The following is a 22,644-nucleotide window of genomic DNA, read 5'->3' as shown; positions in this document are numbered from 1 at the left end:
TTTTTGTTTGGTTTATGATAAGGGATGATCATATGAATTATAAACTGAATTCCAGCGTCAGCAGAAGGCGATACGCTTTGACCATGCTCTTTATTACAATTCTTTTTGTCAGCATGATCACTTTGTTTTATTCTGCACTTCGCAATGAAACGCGTCAGAGAATTATAAAAACCGGTGAACTGAACACGGTCAGACAGGCTCGACAGATCGACAAGTATCTTTCAAGCGGTACCGATGCGATTCGCCTTGCGTGCTATTCAATTGATAATATGATCCGTGAAGGACTCTCACAGGAGGAAATAAGCAATTATATTTTCAATCAGTCAGCCGCAGTCGTAAATATTACATCCGGAAATACAAAAGGACTGTATGGAAAAATCAGGGAAGACTACATTACAACTACCGGCTGGACTCCGGGTCCGGATTTTATTCCTGAAGAACGTCCGTGGTATATTGATGCACGTGCCAATATAGGACGTGTTGCAGTCGTTGATCCTTACATCGATGCCAATACCGGTAATGTTATGATCTCTCTTTCCAAGACTCTCTGTGATGCAAAAAGCGTAATCGCCATGGATCTTTCACTTGATTATCTTCAGAAAATAACTGAAGATGTAGCGTCGTACAGTGAATCGGATATTGAGTTAATAATAGACAGGAGATACAACGTTATCGCTCATTCTGACCGTACACAGATAGGCGAAAATTATTTTGCAGAAACAGGAACTTTGGGCAAGGAACTTGTCGAAAAGCTCAGAAAGACAGATGCTGATTCATTTTCATTAAAATATAAAGATGAAGAATATATTGTGTACAGAGCAACTACGGCTGAAGACTGGGAGAGTATTTCCATATATAATGCGACATCAGTTTTTGGTCATATGAGAAAAAATCTTTTTCTTGTGATGATAGCAATGTTATTGGTAATTTGCATGCTGTTCCTGATAGCTTTCTATTCCAATATGGAAACGAAACATATGCGTCAGCTCGAAAGTGATATAATTGAAAAGGAAAACAGAATCGGTGAGATCAGCAAAGTTGCTTTCCGTGATGCGCTTACCGGTGTAGGCAGTCATGCAGCGCTTGACGAGATGGCTGATGAGATCAGAAATGATATTAAAAACGGAAACAAATCAATAGCAGTTTTGATGATGGATATCAATAATCTGAAATTTATTAATGACACCTGTGGTCATGATAAGGGAGATGACTATATCTGCGGCTGCTGTAAGATGATCAGTGATACATTCACGCATTCTCCGGTTTTCAGAATTGGAGGCGATGAATTTGTAGCCGTTCTGAGAAATACTGATTATGATAATCGTGCTGCACTGGTTGAAACTCTTGAATCCGATCTTGATGTATCATATAATCAGACAGATAAAGATCCGTGGGAGAGATATTCAGTTTCAGTCGGCATATCTGATTATACCGATGGAGATAAAACCCTTGACGATATTCTTAAGCGAGCAGATAATGAGATGTACATTTCCAAGCAGAAGTTCAGAAAGAAGTATGGATTTTATCGTAAAGATGAAGTGAACCAATAATAACATACGCTTCGTCGAAAAGGAGCATTTTTCTGCGAAAAATGAATCATACTTTTTCCTGTCTCCGACTGGAAAAATTCAATATGTTTTTCGAAGAAAAACACACCGATTGTTACAGACGATAAAAAGGTCTTATCCGTAAAAATATGGATAAGACCTTATTTTCATATTACTCGATAAAAGAATATTACATGAAAAGATATAATCTGTAATTTGACTATTCCCTTGACTGGTAATCACGACGATGGTAAAATAATATTAATCGTCTTTTTTCAGTGCAATGCACGAAAAAACAGATCACTGGTTTAGTTCTGTGGATATTTTCTGGATTTGATTAAAGATCACAGCATAAACAAAGACAAGTAAATGTTAAACTTGCTTTAACATTCACTATAAATTATACACATAAAAAACTCAGAAAGGCAGAGAAAAATGAGAAAGAAAATTATTGCGTTTGCAGCAGCATTGACTATCTGCGCCGGTATGAATACGGCGCTGTATGGAACCGAGGTGTTAAACAGACAGAATCCTATGATTGCCGCGGCTGAAATAAAGAAATCAGCCATTTCAGGGGATTATGCTAATGCATCACTGTTTGATGATACCAAAGTGCATACGGTCAATCTCATCATCACTGATGATGAATGGCAGAAAATTGCGGACGCAACTTCGGACAACAGAGAGTATGCAAACTGTGATGTCGAGATCGACGGCGAGGTTTTCAAAAATGTAGCTGTAAAGGCAAAGGGCCACGCTTCTTTCAGTTTTGCAAGAGGCAGGAAAGACAAAACCAATGAACGCGTCGGTCTTCGTATTAAGTTTGACAAAAACGATGAAAACACAACTTATCACGGACTGAACAAGCTGTCGCTTAACAATCTTGCGGCAGATACTACCTGCATGAAAGACTTCATCGCTTATCATATGATGAACGATATGGGAGTGCATTCGCCGCTCTCAAGCTACACCGTTGTGCAGAGAAACGGTGAGGATTTCGCTCTGTTCCTTGCGGTAGAGGATGTTGACAAGAGTTTTGCGGTAAGAAACTACGGCGATGCAGAGGTTGATCTTTATCAGCCGGAATCTGAGGCGGCTGCTACACAGTCGGATTTGCAGGCGGCGCTTCAGGTTTTCTCAGGAAATGCTTATGCGAATCTTGACAAGACGGATCGTGTGGAACCATGGTGTGAAATATCCGCAAAGATGCATCCGGAAGAGCTGAAAGACGCAGCATGCTGTCGCTGGATTGATGAAAACGCGGATTCTTATCAGAACATCTGGGACTCTGATGAACTGAAATGCACCGATGAGGATAAGGCTGTCATGATAGACAGTCTTAACAAGCTGAATAACGGTACACCGGAAGAGGCACTTTCCGTACTTGATACAGATCAGCTTATGCGTTACTGGGCAGTTCACAGCTTTATGAACAACTATGACAGTATTGTAAGCAAAGCACGTGCATGGAATTTCTATATATGCGAGAACAACGGCGTGCTTTCATATATTCCTTGGGATTACAACGAATCCTTCGGCGGAATGGATGCGAGAGTTGTAATAAGAGATGTATTCGGAAATCTGGACCTTGATACAACGACTACAGGCCTTGACAATGTTATGTCAGCCGAAAAGGATCTTATCAATATGCCAATCGATAATCCGAATCGTGTAGGCGGTACTGAACAGCTGCCGATGCTTCATAAATGGATAAGCAATGAGGAATGTAAAGAGCAGTATCATGAGATATGCACGGAAATGACCGGGCTTGAGAAACGATATACGGAACTGACAGCTCGTACTAAGGATATGCTCGAACCTTATGTTCAGAAAAGTCTTACGTTCTATACAGACGAGCAGTTCTCAGCTGCTATGAAGCATATGGATCTTTACATGAAATATCGTTTTGAGTCTGTAAGAGGTCAGGCATCCGGTGAGATCCCGTCTACCTGGGAAGGACAGAAGGAAAAGCCTGAAACTCTGATTGAGCCGGAAGGACTGGAACTTTATAAAATGGCATCAGCAACAAATATCATCGGCTGCCCTCCGGCATCGGTAATAAATCCTGTTGTAAATGCTTTTCTCGGTAAAGATCCGGACAGAAGCATCGAACATTTTTCAAAGCTTATCCTTGATTATTTCAAAAATCCACTTACTATGTTTGACAAGGTTCCGATAATGGTACAGGTTTCTTCATGCCGCAGTGAAGCGGTAAAAACTATGCATCAGAAGTACGGCACTGCAGGTTTGTTTACAGTTCAGGGCGGACCTCCGGCCGCTTCAAATGGCGGCGAAAAGATTTCAGAGAATCAGAAAGCCCCGGAGGAAACCGCAGCAGTCAGTGAAGCAGAAACAAGTGAACCTGTGAAGGCAGAATAAGGGGAGGGGATGAGCATTATGAAGAAAAGAATATGCATTGCTCTTGCAGCATTTATGATAACCATCTGTGCAGCAGGCTGTCAGAATTCCAGAAATATAGATGTCACAAAAGAAGTTGACTCATGCGAAGCAGGAGTTACCGAAATCGTACCGGATACAACAGCTGCGAATGCTGTTACGGAGAAAGTTTCAGAAGTAGGTCAGAACGGTGGTCCTCCGGAGATTAAACTTGATCTTGATGCGAAGTATGACGAGTCAAAGTATCTGAATTATGTAGATATGCCTGTGTGTAAACCGGATGCTAATGTAAGTGAGTCCGATTTCAAAGGCTTATGGGTAGCTGATGTTATGGCTAAGGACGATACTGCATATGATTCAGTTTGCGGTATTCCGTTGTCTGCAACAGGCCATCTGGAAATCGGCGGAGATGGCTCAGGTAAGTTTATAAATATAACTCCTGTTGTTGAGAGCAATGAACAGCAGGGCGGTTCTCCTGCCGGAAAAGCACAGGGTGGTCCTCCTGCCGGGAATTCACAGGGCGGGGAAGCTGCTGAAGGTCAGCAGAAAACATCTGAGGCAACAGAGACAGAACTTCAGATGACCTATACTTTCGAGAACGGGGTTCTGAACGCTTCCGTAACCATTCCTGTAGGACCTCCTAAGGGTGAACAGAATCCGGATACAGAGAAAAATGCCGGTAGTGCCGCAGTAAATAATTACCCTCATAAACAGATGGTACTTCAGATGACTGACGACGGACGCATTCTCATCCAGTCACCGGATGCCGACGGTACAATGACTTCTGCATACTACAGAAAGACAGATTCCTTCGAGAACTTCGACTGGAGTTCAGTTCATTTCGATTTTGATTCATTAAATACGACAGAGTACCGGTAAGCAAGATCGAGCCGATGACGGAAGAGCAGTATTACGAAGAGGATGTACAGCACTTCTCGATGCAATAGGCGGTGCTGTAAAGCATATTGCTAATATACATAATACAAAAAGGTCACCCGCCAGCAGGTGACCTTTATTTTAATATAGTGGTGTGATGATTATTATAAACGTGCAACGCCTGTATCTCTTGCTGCCTGAGCAACAGCCTTTGCTACTGCCTGAGCAACAGTCTTGTCGAGTGCACTTGGGATGATGTAATCAGCGCTGAGCTTGTCGTCAGTTACGAATGAAGCGATAGCCTTTGCAGCTGCGATCTTCATTGCATCGTTGATATCACTTGCGCGAACATCAAGAGCACCTCTGAAGATACCAGGGAATGCGAGAACATTGTTGATCTGGTTCGGGAAGTCACTTCTTCCTGTACCAACAACAGCAGCACCTGCAGCCTTAGCTTCATCAGGCATGATTTCCGGAGTTGGGTTAGCCATAGGGAAGATGATAGGATCCTTAGCCATTGACTTTACCATTTCAGGAGTTACACATCCCGGAGCAGATACACCGATGAATACGTCAGCGCCCTTGATAACATCTTCAAGGCTGCCCTTTCTCATCTGCTGGTTTGTGATCTCAGCCATTTCGTCCTTTACAGGATTCATACCTTCAGGTCTGCCCTTGTAGATAGCACCGTGTCTGTCGCAGAGGACAACGTCCTTAAGACCCATTGAAATAAGGAGCTTGATAATAGCGATACCAGCAGCACCTGCACCGCTTGTTACAACTCTGATCTCGTCGATTTTCTTGCCTACGACTTTGAGAGCGTTGAGCATAGCAGCGAGAGTAACAACGGCTGTACCGTGCTGGTCATCGTGGAATATCGGGATATCACAGCATGCCTTGAGCTGCTTTTCGATTTCAAAACATCTCGGAGCGGAAATATCTTCGAGATTTACACCGCCGAATGATCCGGCGAGGAGTTTTACTGTGTTTACAATGTCGCTTACTTCCTTTGAACGTACACAAAGCGGAATTGCGTCAACGTCGCCAAATGCCTTGAACAGAGCACATTTGCCTTCCATAACAGGCATACCAGCTTCAGGACCGATATCGCCGAGACCGAGAACAGCAGTACCGTCTGTAACAACAGCAACGAGGTTAGAACGTCTTGTGAGTTCATAGCTCTTGTTTACATCCTTCTGTATTTCAAGACAAGGCTCAGCAACACCAGGAGTGTAAGCCAGTGAAAGATCGTCTCTTGTTTCAAGAGGAGCACGGCAGATAACTTCGATCTTGCCTTCCCATTCATAATGTTTTTTCAGTGATTCTTCTGCGTAATTCATGATTATGATTCCTTTCGGAGATTATTGATAAATATAGTAGAGTGTTATGCTTATTATACGCCGGTATCAAGCATAAACCATCTTCTTTTTCATGTAATATGGGTAAGTTTTCTGTACACACAAAACGATAACATTATACCACTTTAGATGGGAAAAGTCAATAAAAATCCAGTCGGGATAATTTTACATTGACGAAAGATATAAATATAACTGTTCCGGATAAGGACATTCGTCCGCTTAAAAAAGTTAATAAACAAAACAGATTCAAAATAATTGGCGTCGCTTTAGCCGCATTAGCATTCTGGTTCGGAGTATTTATGTTTGTTTTCTGGGGGATAATACCGATAAAATCTGAAAAAGCCCATTATACAATAGATGCTCATGAAGAAGTAAGGACAAGTTATCAAAGTAACGAAGATGAATCTGAGACCTATGAGAAAAAAAGTACTGTAAAAAGTTTGCGACTTGATTTCACAACCGAATCAAACAGCTGCCGTTTCAACACCATTATAGAGGACTATAGCGGAAGAAACGGAATGCATGAACATCTGTATATTTATCCAAAGTTAAGGCTTCCTTTTGACGACGATTCCAATTCATTTGAGATAGGATTTGACGTCAGTGAAGGCGATACGCTGACTATTCATTACAGGAATAAGGAAGAAACGATTGATCTTTACCAGTTGTATATCGATAATTGGAAGGAGTAACGCATCAAAGGTAGTTTCCCGCTCTTGCGAGCAGAAAACTGCTATCTATAAACAGTCTGCTTCCGCAGCCTGTAATAAAATACAACCACACAATAATATTTGCGAAAACAATGTGTGGTTGTATTATTTTTTATTGACAAACACACATTACTTTGTTATAATTAAATGTGTAGAAGTAGAAAGTGAGGTGACCGTAATGTCTGAAAATGAAAAGATAAAAGATCTGATGACAAAAACAACTGATGGAATCGTTACTACGAAACAGGTAACTGAATCAGGAATACATCGAAGTGCATTAAAAGAAATGGTAGACATAGGTGAACTGTATCGTTATGCACGGGGACTGTATCTGAGCAAAGATGCATGGGAAGATGATTTTTACTTACTGCAGAAAAAATACGGACGAGGTATATTTTCTCATGATACAGCACTTTATCTTCTCGGATATTCTGATCGTACTCCGGCAAAGTACACCATGACATTTCCAAAAGGTTATAACGCGCCGTCTTTAAAACAGGAAAGCATAATTGTAAAGAGAGTTATTCCGGAAAACTATTCGTTTGGAATTATAGAAATGCAGTCATACTGCGGTCATTCAATAAATGTTTATGATCTTGAAAGAACCCTTTGTGATATTCTTCGTGGAAGCGGAAGTGATATTCAAATCGTGAATGCAGCTATGAAAAAATACGCTGCTTCAAAAGAGAAAAACATTCATAAATTGATGCAGTACGCAGAGATTTTAAGGGTTAAGCCGAAGGTACAGCGTTATATGGAGGTCCTTTTATGATTACCACGAATAACGATAATAACGGCGGGTATGAAGACAAGACAGCGGATCTATATAGACTTGTTCATGATATTGTGCCTTTCTTTATGAGCCTGGATTGTATTTTAATAATACCTATCTTGACTCATGGATCACAGATGATTTCTCTAAAAGGATGATCAAAAGTGTAGATAAAGGTATTGTCATCAGTCCAAATGCAGTTGATACAAAAGCAATGGGTATTATTCCTGTAACAATGATATCGAGAGGCTTGAAAACGCTTATACTTTTACAGCATGATAGTACAAGAATTTTTAATGTATCAGCATGCGGAGATAATTGTGCAAGATGGGTACTGGAAATTGCTAAAAGATCAGATAAAGATTTGCTGATCAATTTAAGACATATTATGGATTTCGGCGATAAACCGTATGAGATAAAGATAGTGAATAATGATATGGTAGTTCATAATGCCAAAGAGTATGTCATGAACGCTGGATTATTTCTTTAAAATAGCACGCCGAAGGCGTACCGAGGAAAAGGTAGTTTCTCATAAAAGATATCTTAATATAAAGATTAAATAACAAAGATATATGTAGATTTTGCTTAAAATTAGCACTTGATTTATATGGAAAAATAAGTTATAATATAAGTGAATAAAGGTCGTTATTTTCAAAATTAATGGAACAGGAGGAATGAATAATGGCAACTTCAAGTATTATTGAAGATATTCGTGTGAATAATCCTAAAGCTATCGAAGCGTTTGTTGAAGCCATGGAGTCATCAGCCGACAATTATAATACCAGAACAGAAGCTGAACGATCTACTTTAGTAACTGATCCTGAGAGAATAAGAAATTTTATGCAGAAATGCCTTGAAAAGAGGGGCATTGATAAATGATATTGACTTCATGGAACATTCTTGATTTAATTTCTGAAATCGGTGAGGATTCTCTTAAAATAATAACAGAAACTTTTTCTTGTGTAAAAAGTAGTGAAGGAAACAGAAAAAATCTTAATCCTGACATTGAACGATTTCTTAAAGAAAATGCTGTTCAGTTCGCCAAAGAAAAGAAGTCTGTAACATATCTTGTAGGCAATGAAGAGTATGGAGATATACTTGGATATTTTACAATTGCTCACAAAGCAATTTCTATTCCAGCTGACGGATTAAGTAAAACTATGATCAAAAGAATGAGTAGATATTCTGTTTTGAATGATGAAACAAATTCTTTTACTGTATCAGGTTTTTTAATTGCTCAAATAGGAAAAAATTATTCTGTAGAAGATGGTACACTTCTTTCTGGAGCGGAGTTAATGAGACTAGCGTATAATGAATTGATCGAGATACAGCATCGTGTTGGTGGAGGAATTGTTTATCTTGATTGTGAAGCTGATGCACGATTAATAGATTTTTATGAATTTGAAGGCTTTAAATTATTCGGAGAAAGAATAAGCTTGAATGATGGAAAAAGATATTTGCAGTATATGAAATTTATATAAGGAATAGAAAAGGTAGTTTCCCGCTCTGCGAGCAGAAAACTGCTATTGATAAACAGTCTGCTCCGCAGCCTGTAATAAACGAAAACTCAAAACATTCAGATTCTTAACACGAAATCGGCAGTAAATCAGTTTTACTGCCGATTTTGAGTTTTGGATATTTTTACATTGACGAAACATCAGTACGATGGTAAAATTATAAGTAATATTAACGTACCGATCAAACAGAACAGGAGGGAAACGATGAACTATACTATAATGCACAGAGACAAGGCAATAGCCTTTGCTGATGAAAATGGTATATCAGAAATAATCATTCCGGAACTCTGTCCTGCCTGTTTTGCTCCGGGGATGCCGTTACATATATGGCTTGATAACCGCTGCATAGACGTTCACCGTTCTCATTCGAGAAAGCTTTTCAAAGCCCTTCGCCTGAGGAATCCGGATGATCTGAGCGAAGTTATTGATATCGGACACGGCATTTCAATAACAGATAACTGGTGGATACGAAAAACTGACGAAAACCTTGATTACCGTTCTCTTAAGGAATATAACGAAGAAATAGCAGATATAGCATTTTACGGTTCTTCGGAATCAGATTCCGGTAACAGAAAAGGCTATCTTGAATTCGGTACAGTCGGCAGCTATGAAAAAGCATGGCGTTTTATCGATGGCAGCTGGTATATGTTCAAGCAGGGAAGTACGCAGGAACTTTTAAGCGAGTATTATTCCTATCAGTTCCTTAAACATATGAATGCAAATGTAGCCGAATATGAGATGTATAACAAAATCTCTGAAGAAACAGGAATCAGATCATCATATATCGTAACGAAGGACTTTACTGGAAATGCAGATGCTGATTTCGAACCGTTCTGCAATTATTTTCACGATCACGATGAGCCGGAATATATCATTCCACGTCTCGATAAGGAGCTGGTAAAGCCGTATGTCATGATGGTGTTTTACGATGCACTTCTTCACAACGATGACAGGCATAATCAGAACGCCGGTGTTCTCCGTGATTCTGAAACAGGAAAAATAACCGGTCTTGCGCCGTATTTTGACTACAATCTCGGCCTGATATCAACAGGTGTTCCGAGAATAGATGATGTCCGCGGTAATCTTTTTACCGATAGTATTTTATCCAATAACGTATGCTGTGATATCCTCAAACGTGAACTTCCGGACAGAGATTTTATCATACAAAGTACAGAAGCAGCAGAAGCGGAAACTTCAGCAGTTTTTGATTATATCACCCCGAATTACGGACTTATAAATGATTATATAATCAGGACTTATGATTTTCTTGCAAAGTCTTTGAAAATCAAATAAAACAGATCAAAACCACAGCATAAAAGGTAGTTTCCCGCTCTTGCGAGCAGAAAACTGCTACCTATAAACAGTCTGCTCTGCAGCCTGTAAAAAATAACACACACTAAAAGGTCGCCTGCCAGGTGACCTTATTTTTTTCCCATCGTGATATAATAGTTACAGAAACAAATCCACCCGACAACGCCAGCAATACCACAGGGGGAATGCAAATGGTTTATGTAATGAGCGATATCCACGGCGAGTACAACAAGTACCGCAGAATGCTTGAAAAAATCAGATTCAGCGATGATGATATTATGTACATCCTCGGTGATGTAGTTGACCGCGGTCCGGAACCAGCAAAGATCCTTCTCGATATGATGAAACGTCCAAACGTTGTTCCAATGCTCGGAAATCATGAAGCAATGGCTTATCCGGTACTTGAAAAACTTGCGGATAAGGAGTTCGATTTTAATAAGATCGATAAAGATACAATGGATGCAATGAGAGACTGGATAGATGAAGGCGGATGGGCGACAATCGAATCTTTCCGTGAGTTACCGATCGAAACCTGCAGAGATATCCTTGATTATATGAATTACTTCTTTGCACTGATCCAGGATGTAGAGGTAAACGGCAGGACGTTTACTCTTGTTCATGCCGGGCTTGGAAGCAGAAAAAGAAGAATTGTCAGAAAACATGATCTTATCTGGTCACGTCCGAATCCGCATATCAGGTACATAAAAGAGAAGAATTCATATCTGGTCTGCGGACATACGCCGACATGCATTTTGGGAGCCAATAATCGTATCTATCGATGCAGAAACAATATCTTCATCGACTGCGCAGCGGTTTTCGGCGGCAGGCTCGGTTGTCTGTGCCTTGATAATTTTAAGGAATACTATGTGTAAAGGAGGAAACGCCAGTGAGTAAGCATATTGATCTGTCTCCGGAATCGTTACCGTTATTTGTACCGGATGTGTATCAGAAATCGATTCTGGATATCGATTATTCGCGCCTGAAAGAAAAGGGTATTGAAGTTATTTCATTTGATATTGATGACACAATTGGGGCAGTTGAAAAGAATTATCTGAGATATTTTGTCGGTGCATTCGGTCTGAAGAAATCGAAGGCGAAATTTGCAGAACTGAGACAGATGGGCTTCAAGATTGTACTGATAACGAATTCCAATAAAAAGATTGCGAAGATGTATCACAAGAAGCTGCATACAGACTGGATGATCTACGAAGCCCGTAAACCGGATCCGTTATGTTTTGAGGAGACACTGAAGCGTTATAAGATCACGCCTGATAAGATGGCTCATGTGGGGAACAGTATTGTTAATGATATCTATGGAGGAAACAGAGCGGGAATAACGACCTGCCTTGTTCGCCGAAAAGGAAAATGGGGTAAGGTGTATGAGTCGCAGGAGCATGATGTTGGAAAGATACTGGAAAAGAACAATCTCTGGAGAAAGCATCATATTGATTCTGATGGGGATCAGTATTATCAGATGGGGGAGAAGCGATTTGTAAAAGTTCATAGTACAGATGGGTTTATTAACTGGTAATATCTCAGTTTGTAATTTTCGAGGTTGCTTTGTATTTGAAAATGAGTATGTGTAGGATTAGTAAAATTCAATTCTTGAAGATTTCCAAATTGAATATGAACGGATTGTTAATATTAACAAAAACATTGTGAAATACTTGTGTTTTTTTATTTTGTTTAGTATACTTAGATATAGAAATAAGTTTTATGATACTTATTTATTTCGAATGCATGAAAACATGTATCGCAAAGCTATAGGGACTTGTGGGGATTGGTCATCTGGCTGTTATGGGGTAATATGATTGATTTGTACACCGCAGGTATAAGTATATGCTTGTGGTGTTTTTGTATTTATAATAGGATTATAAGAAAATATGGGGTGACAGGAATATGACGCTAAAAAATAATCTTCGTCAGTATATTGATGCAGGGTATCCAATACTGTATATCGATGCTTATGAAGAGATAAAGACTGATGAAATAATAAGTTCACTTAATCTTGAAAAGGGACTTATTGAATGGAATGCAGCGGATGGACTGGTGAATTTTAAAAACAAGACTCCACTTATGGAAACCAAAATGAGTTTATGCGAAGCACTTGCATTTTTGAATTCAAGTGGAGATATTGATAATCATCTGGTGGTTCTAAAAGATGCACACACGTTTTTAAGCAGCGATGATACTGATACGGTTGCGATAATAAAGCGTATCTGTCAGAGGATAATTAACGGGCAGATAGATTCGACGATAATCATTGTTTCTCCTGTTATTTCTATTCCGAAAGAGATAGAAAAGTATGTAACGGTTTTTGAAATGGATCCTATGCTACAGGATGATATTTGTGATCATGTACGGGAATATCTGAATGCCTATGATATATCGGTGGGTGAAAAGTTGCTTAATGAGATAGCCATTGCTTTTAAGGGCTTGACGATGTATGAGATAGATACTCTGCTTAATCTTTCACTTGCAGAAAATGGTGAGATAACTCAAAAGGATCTTAAGCTTATTTTCGAACAAAAGCGTCAGATCATTATGAAGTCTAATACTCTTGAAATGATTAATGTTAAAGAGAAAATTACAGATATCGGTGGGCTTGACAACCTGAAAAAGTGGCTTGAAAGAAAAGCAGCAATATTCAGAGATATCGACAGTGCTGTACAATTCGGAGTGGATATGCCAAAAGGCGTTCTCATCGCTGGCATTCCTGGATGCGGAAAATCTCTTGCGGCGAAGGCGACATCTGCTTTGTTTGAAGTGCCTCTTCTTAAACTCGATATGGGTAAGATAATGGGAAAGTATCTCGGTGAATCAGAGACCAATATGCGTAAGGCGATAGAACTTGCAGAAACTATTTCTCCGTGTGTATTGTGGGTCGATGAACTTGAAAAAGCTTTTGCCGGAACGGACGGTTCCGGTCATGAGGTTACAATGAGACTGTTTGCTACGTTTCTGACCTGGCTTCAGGAGAAAACTTCACCGGTTTTTGTTGTTGCAACGGCAAATGATATTTCAAAGATGCCTCCTGAACTTTTGCGTAAAGGAAGGTTTGATGATATTTTCTATGTTGATCTGCCGAACGATAATGAACGAAAGAGAATATTTGAGATTCATATAAGAAAGAGAAGACCTGCTGATCTAAGCGGAATAGATGTTAGTGCGCTTGTTGGTAAATCGAGTGGATACAGTGGTGCTGATATAGAAAGTGTAGTTGTCGAAGCAGTAGAAGATGCATTTGCTAATAAGCAGGATGGCCTGAAAACAGATAATGTTCTGAAGATAATAAACTCAACGAAATCACTTTCAGATATTATGGGTGAGAAGATAAAGAATCTGAGAAAGTTCTATTCCGAGAGTGGAAATTTCAAGAATGCAACGTAAGGGGCATAAGATATGATACCAAAGAAAATAATAAAATTTCCGTTGAAAATGAAAAATGGAGCACTGGTAAGAAGTCTAGAAGAGTTGAGAGAAAATGCTGATTTAGAAAGTATTATGCAATACTATTTTAGTGGTCAGCTTACAAGATGGTGTAAAGCGTTTGGGATAACTGACCTGCCAGAACAGTTTGAGTGTAATAATGAAAAATTTGTGGAATCAGTTTTGGTTGCTTTTAATCTTAATGATATCATACCCAAAAGTGAAATTGTAAGATATGTAAATGAGAGTTTCGGGGATAAAAAAGATACTGATATATTAGAAATCTATATTACGGATGATAAAATAATAAAGGAAAAATTGTCATCGATTGTTGATAGTAGTATAAACTTAAATAACTATTCGATTGAAGTGGTTCCGATAAAGGATGATAGAGGTGTAATTCAGAAATATCGTGTAGTAATAATCAATGATAAAAGTGACCAATACAGTAGGTTTTCTGTTCCTTATGAACTTGACAATGAATACACTCACGAATTGTTTGAAAAAGATTTGTGCAGAAAAATAAAATATGCACTTATTTATTTAGAACAATCACAGAAATTCAGTCGAACTAAAGCTACTTTTGCATTGTTAGAAGTTGGGGATACTTTTGACTTTGGTCACTTGGGAAAGAAAAAGATAAGATGGAAAATAATAAAAAAAGACGATGCGTCAATTTATGTAGTAACAACAGATAGTTTGTGTAACAGAAAGTATGCAACTAGATCAAATGACTGGACAAACGCAGAAATAAGAAATTGGCTTAATGGAGAATTTTATAATTTATCATTTACATCAGACGAAAAAGAAAGTATTATTGAGGTGAATGATGATAATGTGACACTTCTTTCAAAAGAAGAAGCAGAGGAACTACTACCTCGACATGATAGATGTTCGGTTTCATGTTGGTGGCTACGTACAGAAAATCAATTTTATTATGATAATCAATCTGCTTGGAATGTTCGTGTTGATGGAACTTTTGATAAAAATGACATTCATCGTGGAGGAGCAATCCGTCCAGCTTTATATCTTAAAAAATGATTTTTTATAAATAATATTAGGGGGAATGATTTATTGACTAATGAACACATTAAATTTCCGTTAATAATGAAAAACGGAGTACAAGTAAGGAGCGTTGAAGAACTAAGAAACCATGCAGATATTGAAAGCGTTATGAAATATTATTTTAGCGGCCATCTTAACAGATGGTGTATGGCTTTGGATATGGCAGAATTATCAGAACAGTTTGAAAGTACTAATGTGAAATTTGTGAAATCTATATTATCATCTTTACATATTAACGATAGAATATCAGAAAGCGATATCTTGAGGTATGTTTATGAGAATTTCGGTGCGAATACTGTTTTTGATATAGTTTCTGATGTTGACGAACATAGTATTACAGATGACAAAACAATAAAGGGAAAATTGTTATTGATGGTTGGTGACAGCATAAACTTAGACGATTATTTGATAGAAGTAGTTCCAATAAAGGCGGAGAACGGTAATATACAGAAATACCGTGTATGTATAAGCAATGAGAAAAATGACCAGTATAGTAGTTTTTCTGTTCCTTATAAAATTGATAAGCAATACACTTTTGAATTATTTGAAAATGATATGATTAGAGAAATAAAAATAGCACTTGATTCTCTAGAAAAAACTCTGAAGTTCAATCGAAAAAAAATAGAAGTCGGAGAGACTTTTTATTTTGGCCATATAGGTGATGATAGAATAAAATGGAGGATACTAAAAAATGAAAACAATTTTCTTTATGCGATAACAACAGAGTGTTTGTGTAATAGAACTTTTGATAGACATTCAAATAATTGGTGGAATAGTGAAATAAGAAAATGGCTCAACTGTAATTTTTACAATTCTTCATTTACAGCAGATGAAAAGAAAATGATACTTACTGTAGATTCGGATAATGTTAGTCTTCTTTCAAAAGATGAGGTAGAACAATTGATGCCAAAACAGGAAAGAAATTTCTATTCGTGGTGGCTACGTTCGTCTTACCCTCGTTCAGGTACACTTACTTGGGCAGTCAATATTGATGGAACCTTGAGCGATCATAGTATCCATTCTGAAGAGGGGGTTCGTCCTGTTTTAATTCTTAACAATGAAGCATTCTTTAAGTATATGTATGAGGAAATGCTATGAAACCAAAGAAAGCAATAAAGTTTCCGTTAAAAATGAAAAACGGAGTAGAGGTAAGAAGTCTTGAAGAGCTAAGAGAAAACGCTGATCTTGAAAGCATTATGCAGTATTATTTCAGCGGTCAGCTTACAAGATGGTGTAAAGCGTTTGGTATGACTGATTTGCCTGAACAGTTTGAATGCGATAATAGAAAATTTGTGGAATCAGTATTGATGACACTTGGCCTTAACGGTAACATACAGGAAAGCGATATCATAAGATATGTTAATGAAAATTTCGGTGACAATACATCTTATGATAAAGTCACGGATGTTGAAGAATTCAGTTTATCAGATGATAAAACAATAAAAGAAAAGCTATCATCGATGCTTGATAATAACATAAACTTAGATGACTATTCGATTGAAGTAGTTCCGATAAAGGACGATAAAGGTAATATACAGAAATATCGTGTATGTATAAGCAATGAGAAAAATGATCAGTATAGTAGATTTTCTGTTGTTTATGAACTTGATGATAATTATACTCATGAACTGTTTGAGAAAGATTTGTACAGAAAAATAATGAATGCTCTTGAAGTTTCTGAAAATACATTGAAGTTCAACTGTACAAAGATTGGAACATTCAGTTTGCTGAAAGTCGGAGATACTTTTGATTTTGGAAGATTTAATGATAAGAAAATAAAGTGGAAGGTACTTAGAAAGGACAGCGTTTCTCTTTATGCAATTACAATTGAGAACCTGAAAATAAGTAGATTTGATATTAGTTCAAATAACTGGATGAATAGTGAAATCAGAAAATGGTTAAATAGTGATTTTTATAATTCATCTTTTACTGCTGATGAGAAAGAGAAGATTCTAACTGTGAATTCTGATAAAGTGACACTTCTTTCAAAAGAAGAAGCAGAACAATTAATGACACAGCAAGAAAGAAGTATAGGTTTTTGGTGGTGGTTACGAACACCTTTTCCTGGGGCAAGTTATGGTGAATGGGAAGTCTATGAAAACGGTGATTTTCATGGCACTCATGTTAGTGCTGCTGAATGTGGTGTTCGTCCCGCTATAAGTCTTAAGATATGAAGCAAAGTATAAGTGAGGTGAATTATTTTGATTTCACATAAAGCAATAAAGTTTCCGTTAAAAATGAAAAACGGAGCACAGGTAAGAAGTCTTGAAGAACTGAGAACGAACGCTGATGTAGAAAGCATTATGAATTATTATTTCAGTGGACAGTTAGTAAGATGGTGCAAGGCATTTGGAATTAATGAATTACCAGAATGTATTAATCAAAATAATATAAAGTTTGTTTACTCGGTAATGTCAATGTTTAATATTACTGAAGGGGTTAATCAAAGTGATATTGAACGTTATGTGACAGAAAAATTCGGTAACAATACAGTTCCTGATATAGTTTCGGACGTAGAAGAAGTCGTTATGGCGGATGATAAATCAATAAAAGAAAAGCTGTTATCGATGGTTGATGACAGTATAAACTTAAATGATTATTTGATAGAAGTAGCTCCAATAAAAGACGATAAAGGTAAGATACAGAAATATCGTGTATGTATAAACAATGAGAAAAATGATCAGTACAGCAGATTTTCAGTTTCATACGAGCTTGAGAAGCAATATACTCATGAACTGTTTGAGCAAGATTTGTATAGAAAATTAAAATATGCACTTGAATCCTTAGAAGAGGCATTCAAGTTTAACCTTACAAAGAACGAAACAATCGGTTCTCTTAAAGTTGGGGATATTTTTGATTTCGGCTTTTTCGAAGGAAAGAGGATAAAGTGGAAAGTTCTTCGCAAGGACAATGCATCACTTTATGCTATTACAACAGAGAGCCTTTGTAACAGGAAATTTGACCGTAATTCAAACAACTGGTCGAACAGTGAAATCAGAAAATGGTTAAACGGTGATTTCTACAACTCATCTTTTACAGCAGATGAGAAAGAAAAGATAATTACAGTGAATAATGATAACGTGACACTTCTTTCAAAAGAAGAAACAGAGCAATTAATGATACAAAAGGAAAGAAAAAACGATTCGTGTTGGTGGCTACGTTCGGCTTCCCCTAATTTCAGTCCACCTACCTGTTATGTATACAACAACATAACCAGAAACATCAATTACGTTATTGTCAGCTATGAGGAAGGTGTTCGTCCTGCTTTAAATTTTAAGATATGAAGCAAAGTATAAGTGAGGTGAATTTTTGAGTTCACATTAAGCAATAAAGTTCCCCTTTAAAATGAAAAATGTTGTTCAGGTAAGAAGTTTTGAAGATTTTAAATCGATATTGAAAAAATGGTGTTTATATATGAGACTAAAAATAGGATAATAAATAGTTTAAAATAATATATAATATGAGCGCCAAAAGATTTGTTTTTAGACTTCCATTGATACTGAATTCCTTAATTACCTAATTCAGTATGAATGCTTTTCTTGAAAAACAACTTTTGACGCTTGAGTCATTATATTAATTAAAATAAATATAGAGACTAAAAATATTTTATCAATATTATTTAAGATAAGAAAATTCATAATCTTCCTGAATCTTATCTAATATGATTGACAATTCCTTTATTTTGTTTTTATTTGAGTTTTTAAAATCGGATGCCATATCAAATCTCTGTTTTCTGTTCATTCCAGCGTAATCAGGACGCATTTGGAAATCCAATAGCTTGTCGATGATTTTATTAGTATACTTGATAATATAAGCCAAATCAAGAGCGTATCGAATCAATTTATCATTATTTAACATTGAAGTTCACCTCCTTGGGTTTCATTTATATTATATATTTCTGATGTTCAAATGTCAACTATAACCTATCATCAAAAATGTAAGTGATGTTATGGGAATATGTATCAATATCGGTGATGAAAAACATGAGAATATGTAAAAAATAAAGTGCAACAAATGTGTAGGATTATCTGCCTTATTATTTGAATAAAAGAATTAAAAGTTGAAATATTTCAAATTGATTGTAAAGATTCACATTACTTATAATCAAAATATATCTTTCGAAATATTAATCATGATTCGGGCGTCAAAAGGGTAAGACCAATCTGAGCCAACAAAAGCATCTTGAAAATTTAATATTATTACAACAAATGAAAACGCGAAATATGGTACAATAGAAGTATCAAATTTCGGAGGAAAAAGAAATGTCATTCGTAGCAAACGATTTAAGGAATGAACAAATATCAATGTTCGATTCCACGCTGAATTTAACAGAAAGAGAACGCAGATTTTTAGAAAAATCATGGGCAAAAGTATTTGCTGAAAAAGTATTTCCTGCAATAGATGAAACACCGTATGCGGTTCTTTACAGCGAAAAATTATCGCGTCCAAATACTCCGGTAAACGTTCTCGTAGGCGCAATATTCATTCAGCAGCTAACAGGACAGTCCGATGATGAATTTCTTGAATCATTGCTGTTTGACATAAGATATCAGTATGCACTTCACACAACATCATTTGATGAACAGCCCCTTAGTGACAGAAGTCTTGGAAGATTTCGTGAAAGATTAGCAATGTATGAAATTGAAACAGGAATAGATCTCATACAAAATACGGAAAAAGAAATAACAGATGTTATGGCGCTTGTTATGGGAATAGATCATCATCTTAAACGTATGGATAGCATGATGATATCTGCAAATGTGAAGAAAATGTCGCGTCTCGAACTGCTTTATACATGTGTTTCAAACCTTGTAAAAGAGATGAAACGCAGTAATGCAGAAGTGCCTTTGGAATACATGCATTATGCTGATGTAGATGACAGAAATAAAGTAGTATATCATAATCGTAGTGAATCTGTTGATAGCAAGATTGTAACTATTCTTGAAGATGCAAAAATTCTGATGAACCTGTGTGATGAAGATATTGAAGACAGCAGTGCATATAAATTGCTGGTACGCTTTCTCAATGAGCAGACTAACATATATCCTAACGGAATCCGTCAGCTTAAAGATGCAGACGATTCAAGTATGGATTCTTCAATACTTCAGAATCCTGCGGATCCGGAAGCAACATTTCGCCATAAAGCAGGTAAAAATCATATAGGATACGCTGCAAATTTAGTAGAATCATCAAATGAAAACGGTGATACGCTTGTAACTGATTTTCAGTTTGAAGCAAACAATTACAGTGATAAGAAATTCATCAATGATGCAATGGAAAGAATGAATTCTCAGCCGGAAGACGACCGCACAGTAATAGTAGCTGACGGTGCATATACAGCTGATGAAGCATTAGCAAAATCAAAAAACATTGAAATTGTAAACACTAATCTTACTGGTAAAGAAACACCAGATATCAATGCTGATTTTGAATTCAGTGAAGACGGAACACAGATCTTAAAGTGTCCCGGAGGACATGAACCAATAAGCTGCAGCTACAATAAAAAGACAGGGCAGTGTGTAGCATCCTTCGATAAAGAAAAGTGCGAAAACTGTCCACACTTTAATGAATGTAAACCTAACTTGAGAGTAAAGGTTTGTAAGAAAACAGTCTCATTAAAAAGTAAAAACAGAGCTCAGCAACAGAGAAAACGTTCTACAAAAGAATTTAGTGACTTAACTAAATTCCGAAATGGTGTTGAATCACTTCCATCCATTCTTCGAAGAAAATATCATGTTGACAAAATACCGGCAAGAGGTATGATTCGAAAGAAACTATTCTTTGGAGCTAAAGTAACTGCTATGAACATCCAGAAGTTTTGCAAATTCATGCAAGGCTCGGCATGCCGCGCCCAAAATGCGGTAATAGCCTGAAAAATGAGTAAGGAAAGCTACTAAATATTGAGATTTACGTTTCGATATATCCATAATTTGTAATAATATTAAATTTTCAAGATTCTATTGGAATTTTGAAAAGTCAAAATCGCTGTTTTGACGCTCTAATCTAATCATTTATATAATATAACAGGAGGAATATAATATGTCAGGAATTTTTGAAAGTATTATCAATAAAGAAACAGAAAATTTTAATGCTCTTTTACGTGACATGGTCGGTGGCGTAAATAATGTCAGTGAAGATGGTGTTCGTCCTTATCTTGAAAGAAAATTCGGTGAGTACCTTCCAGAGAAAAGCAAGGATGAGCTGAACCATAGTATTGACACGATAATGTCAACGATACGCCAGAACAATGAAAATCTTCGAGATTTGGATGCAGCAAAAGAACGTGGGGTAAACCGCGATGCATGGTTTGCTGAAAAAACAAAGAGTGTCCTTGAAAATGAAAGTCGAGAGGCTGCAGTTAAGTTCTATGAAGATTGTTCTGAATCACTTCAGCAGGTAAATGAATTCATTTACGATACGCTTACCGGAAAAGATACTTCCAGTCAGAAAGATATGGTTATTGATATTGAGGCCTATGAGGTTCACGATGATAATCAGCCTTCCGGACAGAACTGGGATGAAAAAAGCTGGAACGAATATAAACTTTCCGAGCTCGCTATGGGTGTTGGAAAGCAGGCTGCAAACAATGCTGTTCTTAAAGCAGCGGCGTCTGTCGGAAGTGAGATAGTTGAGTCAATAGTTACTGGCGAAAGTGTTGATGTTGGTGAGGTAGTTGAAAGAGCAGTTACTTCAGGTCTTGATACAGGAGCAAAGGCGGCAGTTGCTGGATCGCTCTATATTGCTTCTGAAAAAGGAATGCTTCGCATACTTCCTAAAGGTACGCCGGTGAAGGTTCTTACCAATATCGCATATACTGCAGTCGAGAATATCAAGATTGCCTTTAAGGTAGCAACAGGTAAGATGACAGTTTCCGAAGGACTAAGCCGTGCCGGTGATGTAGCTGTATCAGTACTTGCAGGAATGGCAACCGATGCACTCAAAACTGGTGTTAAGGTTGCTGCAACAGCAGTTTTTGGCCCAGTCGGAGCGGCAGTAAGTACGGTGGTTACTAGTTCGCTATCTAAAATGGCAGGTGGTAAAATAGCAACTGCTGTTTCAGAAGGTGTGAAGAAGGTAGCGACCGGAGCCGTAAATATTGTTAAAACGGCTGGCAGAGCTATTGTTGATACTGGAAGAAAAGTAGTTGAAAAGGTTAAATCAGTAGGACAAAGAATTGCTAACTTTTTTGGATTCTAATCTTAAAATGAAAATAATAAAAAATATCAAAGGTCGCCCACTAGGTGACCTTTTTCTCTCTCCGCTATGCTATAATAATATCAGAAACCAAATCCAATAGCATAGAAAGAGGTGGATTTAAATGATAAAACTTAAATGCAAAACCTGTCCGTATCATCTCGGCATGATAAAATGCGTAAAATCCCCATGCATCGAATGTGAACTTCATAATCGCAAAACTCATCCTTTTCAGAACAAAGATAAAATCATTATCTGCACCAAATGCGGAAGCAAAATAATCATAGACGGTAAGTGAGCAGTATGGGGTACTAAAGAAAGATGATCATATGACAGTATCCGTAAAATTCAATTTTCATCTTACAAAGATGAAAATTTATAAGTAGCACTCCGAAGGCGTACCGAGAGCGGCAGTAAAGTCGATTTACTGCCGCTTTCTTTATTCACCATACCAAATCGGGATAATTT

20 protein-coding genes and 1 pseudogene are annotated in these 22,644 nt (G+C 37.4%); 19 read left to right on the top strand and 2 right to left on the bottom strand.

Features of this window, described 5'->3' with window-relative positions:
* Positions 1-32 precede the first annotated feature (32 nt).
* The 3 genes from CC97_RS18400 to CC97_RS01210 all read left to right on the top strand — a co-directional run bounded on the left by CC97_RS18400 (position 33) and on the right by CC97_RS01210 (position 4,823).
* Positions 33-1,550: a sensor domain-containing diguanylate cyclase gene (locus tag CC97_RS18400; protein WP_197021799.1), complete on the top strand. Its 1,518-nt coding sequence runs from the start codon at positions 33-35 to the stop codon at positions 1,548-1,550.
* Positions 1,551-1,982: 432 nt separating this feature from the next.
* Complete coding sequence (locus tag CC97_RS01215) at positions 1,983-3,926, top strand: CotH kinase family protein (RefSeq protein WP_044973355.1); 1,944 nt, start codon at positions 1,983-1,985, stop codon at positions 3,924-3,926.
* An 18-nt stretch (positions 3,927-3,944) separates the two neighbouring features.
* Positions 3,945-4,823: a hypothetical protein gene (locus tag CC97_RS01210; protein ID WP_044973354.1), complete on the top strand. Its 879-nt coding sequence runs from the start codon at positions 3,945-3,947 to the stop codon at positions 4,821-4,823.
* A gap of 161 nt (positions 4,824-4,984) precedes the next feature.
* Here CC97_RS01210 and CC97_RS01205 read toward each other — a convergent pair whose 3' ends face one another.
* Positions 4,985-6,160, bottom strand: a complete 1,176-nt coding sequence (locus CC97_RS01205; RefSeq protein ID WP_044973351.1) for a malic enzyme-like NAD(P)-binding protein — start codon at positions 6,158-6,160, stop codon at positions 4,985-4,987.
* A gap of 188 nt (positions 6,161-6,348) precedes the next feature.
* On the opposite strand from CC97_RS01205, the gene CC97_RS01200 reads away from it, so the two are divergent.
* From CC97_RS01200 to CC97_RS01140, 13 genes and pseudogenes are all read left to right on the top strand, one after another.
* A complete protein-coding gene (locus CC97_RS01200; RefSeq protein WP_044973350.1) occupies positions 6,349-6,870 on the top strand; it encodes a hypothetical protein in 522 nt (173 codons plus the stop codon).
* On the top strand, positions 6,830-7,660 hold the full coding sequence (locus tag CC97_RS01195; protein WP_242848089.1) for a type IV toxin-antitoxin system AbiEi family antitoxin domain-containing protein: 831 nt from the start codon (positions 6,830-6,832) through the stop codon (positions 7,658-7,660). The genes CC97_RS01200 and CC97_RS01195 overlap by 41 nt, the downstream gene beginning before the upstream one ends.
* 94 nt (positions 7,661-7,754) lie before the next feature.
* A pseudogene (locus tag CC97_RS01190) lies at positions 7,755-8,150 on the top strand (DUF4869 domain-containing protein); the annotation flags it as partial.
* 191 nt (positions 8,151-8,341) lie between these two features.
* Positions 8,342-8,539, top strand: a complete 198-nt coding sequence (locus tag CC97_RS01185; RefSeq protein ID WP_044973344.1) for a hypothetical protein — start codon at positions 8,342-8,344, stop codon at positions 8,537-8,539.
* Positions 8,536-9,141 (top strand): hypothetical protein, encoded by a 606-nt coding sequence (locus CC97_RS01180; protein ID WP_044973342.1) that lies wholly within the window; start codon positions 8,536-8,538, stop codon positions 9,139-9,141. The genes CC97_RS01185 and CC97_RS01180 overlap by 4 nt, the downstream gene beginning before the upstream one ends.
* 240 nt (positions 9,142-9,381) lie before the next feature.
* A complete protein-coding gene (locus CC97_RS01175) occupies positions 9,382-10,470 on the top strand; it encodes a hypothetical protein (RefSeq protein ID WP_044973340.1) in 1,089 nt (362 codons plus the stop codon).
* A 209-nt stretch (positions 10,471-10,679) separates the two neighbouring features.
* The gene (locus CC97_RS01170) at positions 10,680-11,360 is read left to right on the top strand and encodes a metallophosphoesterase (protein ID WP_044973338.1); all 681 of its coding nucleotides are present in this window, start codon (positions 10,680-10,682) and stop codon (positions 11,358-11,360) included.
* A 14-nt stretch (positions 11,361-11,374) separates the two neighbouring features.
* On the top strand, positions 11,375-12,019 hold the full coding sequence (locus CC97_RS01165; RefSeq protein ID WP_044973336.1) for an HAD-IIIA family hydrolase: 645 nt from the start codon (positions 11,375-11,377) through the stop codon (positions 12,017-12,019).
* Between the two features lie 368 nt (positions 12,020-12,387).
* Complete coding sequence (locus CC97_RS01160) at positions 12,388-13,878, top strand: AAA family ATPase (protein WP_044973335.1); 1,491 nt, start codon at positions 12,388-12,390, stop codon at positions 13,876-13,878.
* A gap of 12 nt (positions 13,879-13,890) precedes the next feature.
* A complete protein-coding gene (locus CC97_RS01155; RefSeq protein WP_044973333.1) occupies positions 13,891-14,958 on the top strand; it encodes a DUF6273 domain-containing protein in 1,068 nt (355 codons plus the stop codon).
* 33 nt (positions 14,959-14,991) lie between these two features.
* Positions 14,992-16,080 (top strand): DUF6273 domain-containing protein, encoded by a 1,089-nt coding sequence (locus CC97_RS01150; protein ID WP_044973331.1) that lies wholly within the window; start codon positions 14,992-14,994, stop codon positions 16,078-16,080.
* Positions 16,077-17,156, top strand: coding sequence for a DUF6273 domain-containing protein (locus tag CC97_RS01145; RefSeq protein ID WP_044973329.1), 1,080 nt, complete (start codon positions 16,077-16,079; stop codon positions 17,154-17,156). Before CC97_RS01150 ends, CC97_RS01145 begins: the two co-directional genes overlap by 4 nt.
* Before the next feature lie 27 nt (positions 17,157-17,183).
* Entirely contained in the window at positions 17,184-18,266 is a 1,083-nt protein-coding gene (locus tag CC97_RS01140) for a DUF6273 domain-containing protein (protein ID WP_044973327.1), read from the top strand.
* Between the two features lie 331 nt (positions 18,267-18,597).
* Here the strand turns inward: CC97_RS01140 and CC97_RS01135 are convergent, their stop codons facing one another.
* Positions 18,598-18,840 (bottom strand): hypothetical protein, encoded by a 243-nt coding sequence (locus CC97_RS01135; protein WP_044973325.1) that lies wholly within the window; start codon positions 18,838-18,840, stop codon positions 18,598-18,600.
* A 404-nt stretch (positions 18,841-19,244) separates the two neighbouring features.
* Between CC97_RS01135 and CC97_RS01130 the strand changes: the two genes are divergently transcribed.
* The 3 genes from CC97_RS01130 to CC97_RS19915 all read left to right on the top strand — a co-directional run bounded on the left by CC97_RS01130 (position 19,245) and on the right by CC97_RS19915 (position 22,474).
* Positions 19,245-20,855, top strand: coding sequence for a transposase (locus CC97_RS01130; protein ID WP_044973085.1), 1,611 nt, complete (start codon positions 19,245-19,247; stop codon positions 20,853-20,855).
* A 166-nt stretch (positions 20,856-21,021) separates the two neighbouring features.
* Positions 21,022-22,179 carry a hypothetical protein gene (locus CC97_RS01125; RefSeq protein WP_044973324.1) on the top strand — a complete coding sequence of 386 codons (1,158 nt, stop codon included), beginning with the start codon at positions 21,022-21,024 and terminating at the stop codon, positions 22,177-22,179.
* Positions 22,180-22,300: 121 nt separating this feature from the next.
* The gene (locus tag CC97_RS19915) at positions 22,301-22,474 is read left to right on the top strand and encodes a hypothetical protein (RefSeq protein WP_156036732.1); all 174 of its coding nucleotides are present in this window, start codon (positions 22,301-22,303) and stop codon (positions 22,472-22,474) included.
* Positions 22,475-22,644: the final 170 nt, after the last annotated feature.

Source organism: Ruminococcus sp. HUN007 (assembly GCF_000712055.1).
Classification (GTDB): domain Bacteria; phylum Bacillota; class Clostridia; order Oscillospirales; family Ruminococcaceae; genus HUN007.
The sequence above is the reverse complement of the archived record's forward strand: the minus strand, read 5'-3'. Positions and strand labels throughout refer to the sequence as shown.

What these genes read in the sequence shown, in the direction of transcription:
- CC97_RS18400 (WP_197021799.1), top strand. Translation starts at nt 33, where the DNA reads ATGAATTATAAACTGAATTCCAGCGTCAGCAGAAGGCGATACGCTTTG.
- CC97_RS01215 (WP_044973355.1), top strand. Translation starts at nt 1,983, where the DNA reads ATGAGAAAGAAAATTATTGCGTTTGCAGCAGCATTGACTATCTGCGCC.
- CC97_RS01210 (WP_044973354.1), top strand. Translation starts at nt 3,945, where the DNA reads ATGAAGAAAAGAATATGCATTGCTCTTGCAGCATTTATGATAACCATC.
- CC97_RS01205 (WP_044973351.1), bottom strand. Translation starts at nt 6,160, where the DNA reads ATGAATTACGCAGAAGAATCACTGAAAAAACATTATGAATGGGAAGGC.
- CC97_RS01185 (WP_044973344.1), top strand. Translation starts at nt 8,342, where the DNA reads ATGGCAACTTCAAGTATTATTGAAGATATTCGTGTGAATAATCCTAAA.
- CC97_RS01180 (WP_044973342.1), top strand. Translation starts at nt 8,536, where the DNA reads ATGATATTGACTTCATGGAACATTCTTGATTTAATTTCTGAAATCGGT.
- CC97_RS01175 (WP_044973340.1), top strand. Translation starts at nt 9,382, where the DNA reads ATGAACTATACTATAATGCACAGAGACAAGGCAATAGCCTTTGCTGAT.
- CC97_RS01170 (WP_044973338.1), top strand. Translation starts at nt 10,680, where the DNA reads ATGGTTTATGTAATGAGCGATATCCACGGCGAGTACAACAAGTACCGC.
- CC97_RS01160 (WP_044973335.1), top strand. Translation starts at nt 12,388, where the DNA reads ATGACGCTAAAAAATAATCTTCGTCAGTATATTGATGCAGGGTATCCA.
- CC97_RS01155 (WP_044973333.1), top strand. Translation starts at nt 13,891, where the DNA reads ATGATACCAAAGAAAATAATAAAATTTCCGTTGAAAATGAAAAATGGA.
- CC97_RS01145 (WP_044973329.1), top strand. Translation starts at nt 16,077, where the DNA reads ATGAAACCAAAGAAAGCAATAAAGTTTCCGTTAAAAATGAAAAACGGA.
- CC97_RS01135 (WP_044973325.1), bottom strand. Translation starts at nt 18,840, where the DNA reads ATGTTAAATAATGATAAATTGATTCGATACGCTCTTGATTTGGCTTAT.
- CC97_RS01130 (WP_044973085.1), top strand. Translation starts at nt 19,245, where the DNA reads ATGTCATTCGTAGCAAACGATTTAAGGAATGAACAAATATCAATGTTC.
- CC97_RS01125 (WP_044973324.1), top strand. Translation starts at nt 21,022, where the DNA reads ATGTCAGGAATTTTTGAAAGTATTATCAATAAAGAAACAGAAAATTTT.
- CC97_RS19915 (WP_156036732.1), top strand. Translation starts at nt 22,301, where the DNA reads ATGATAAAACTTAAATGCAAAACCTGTCCGTATCATCTCGGCATGATA.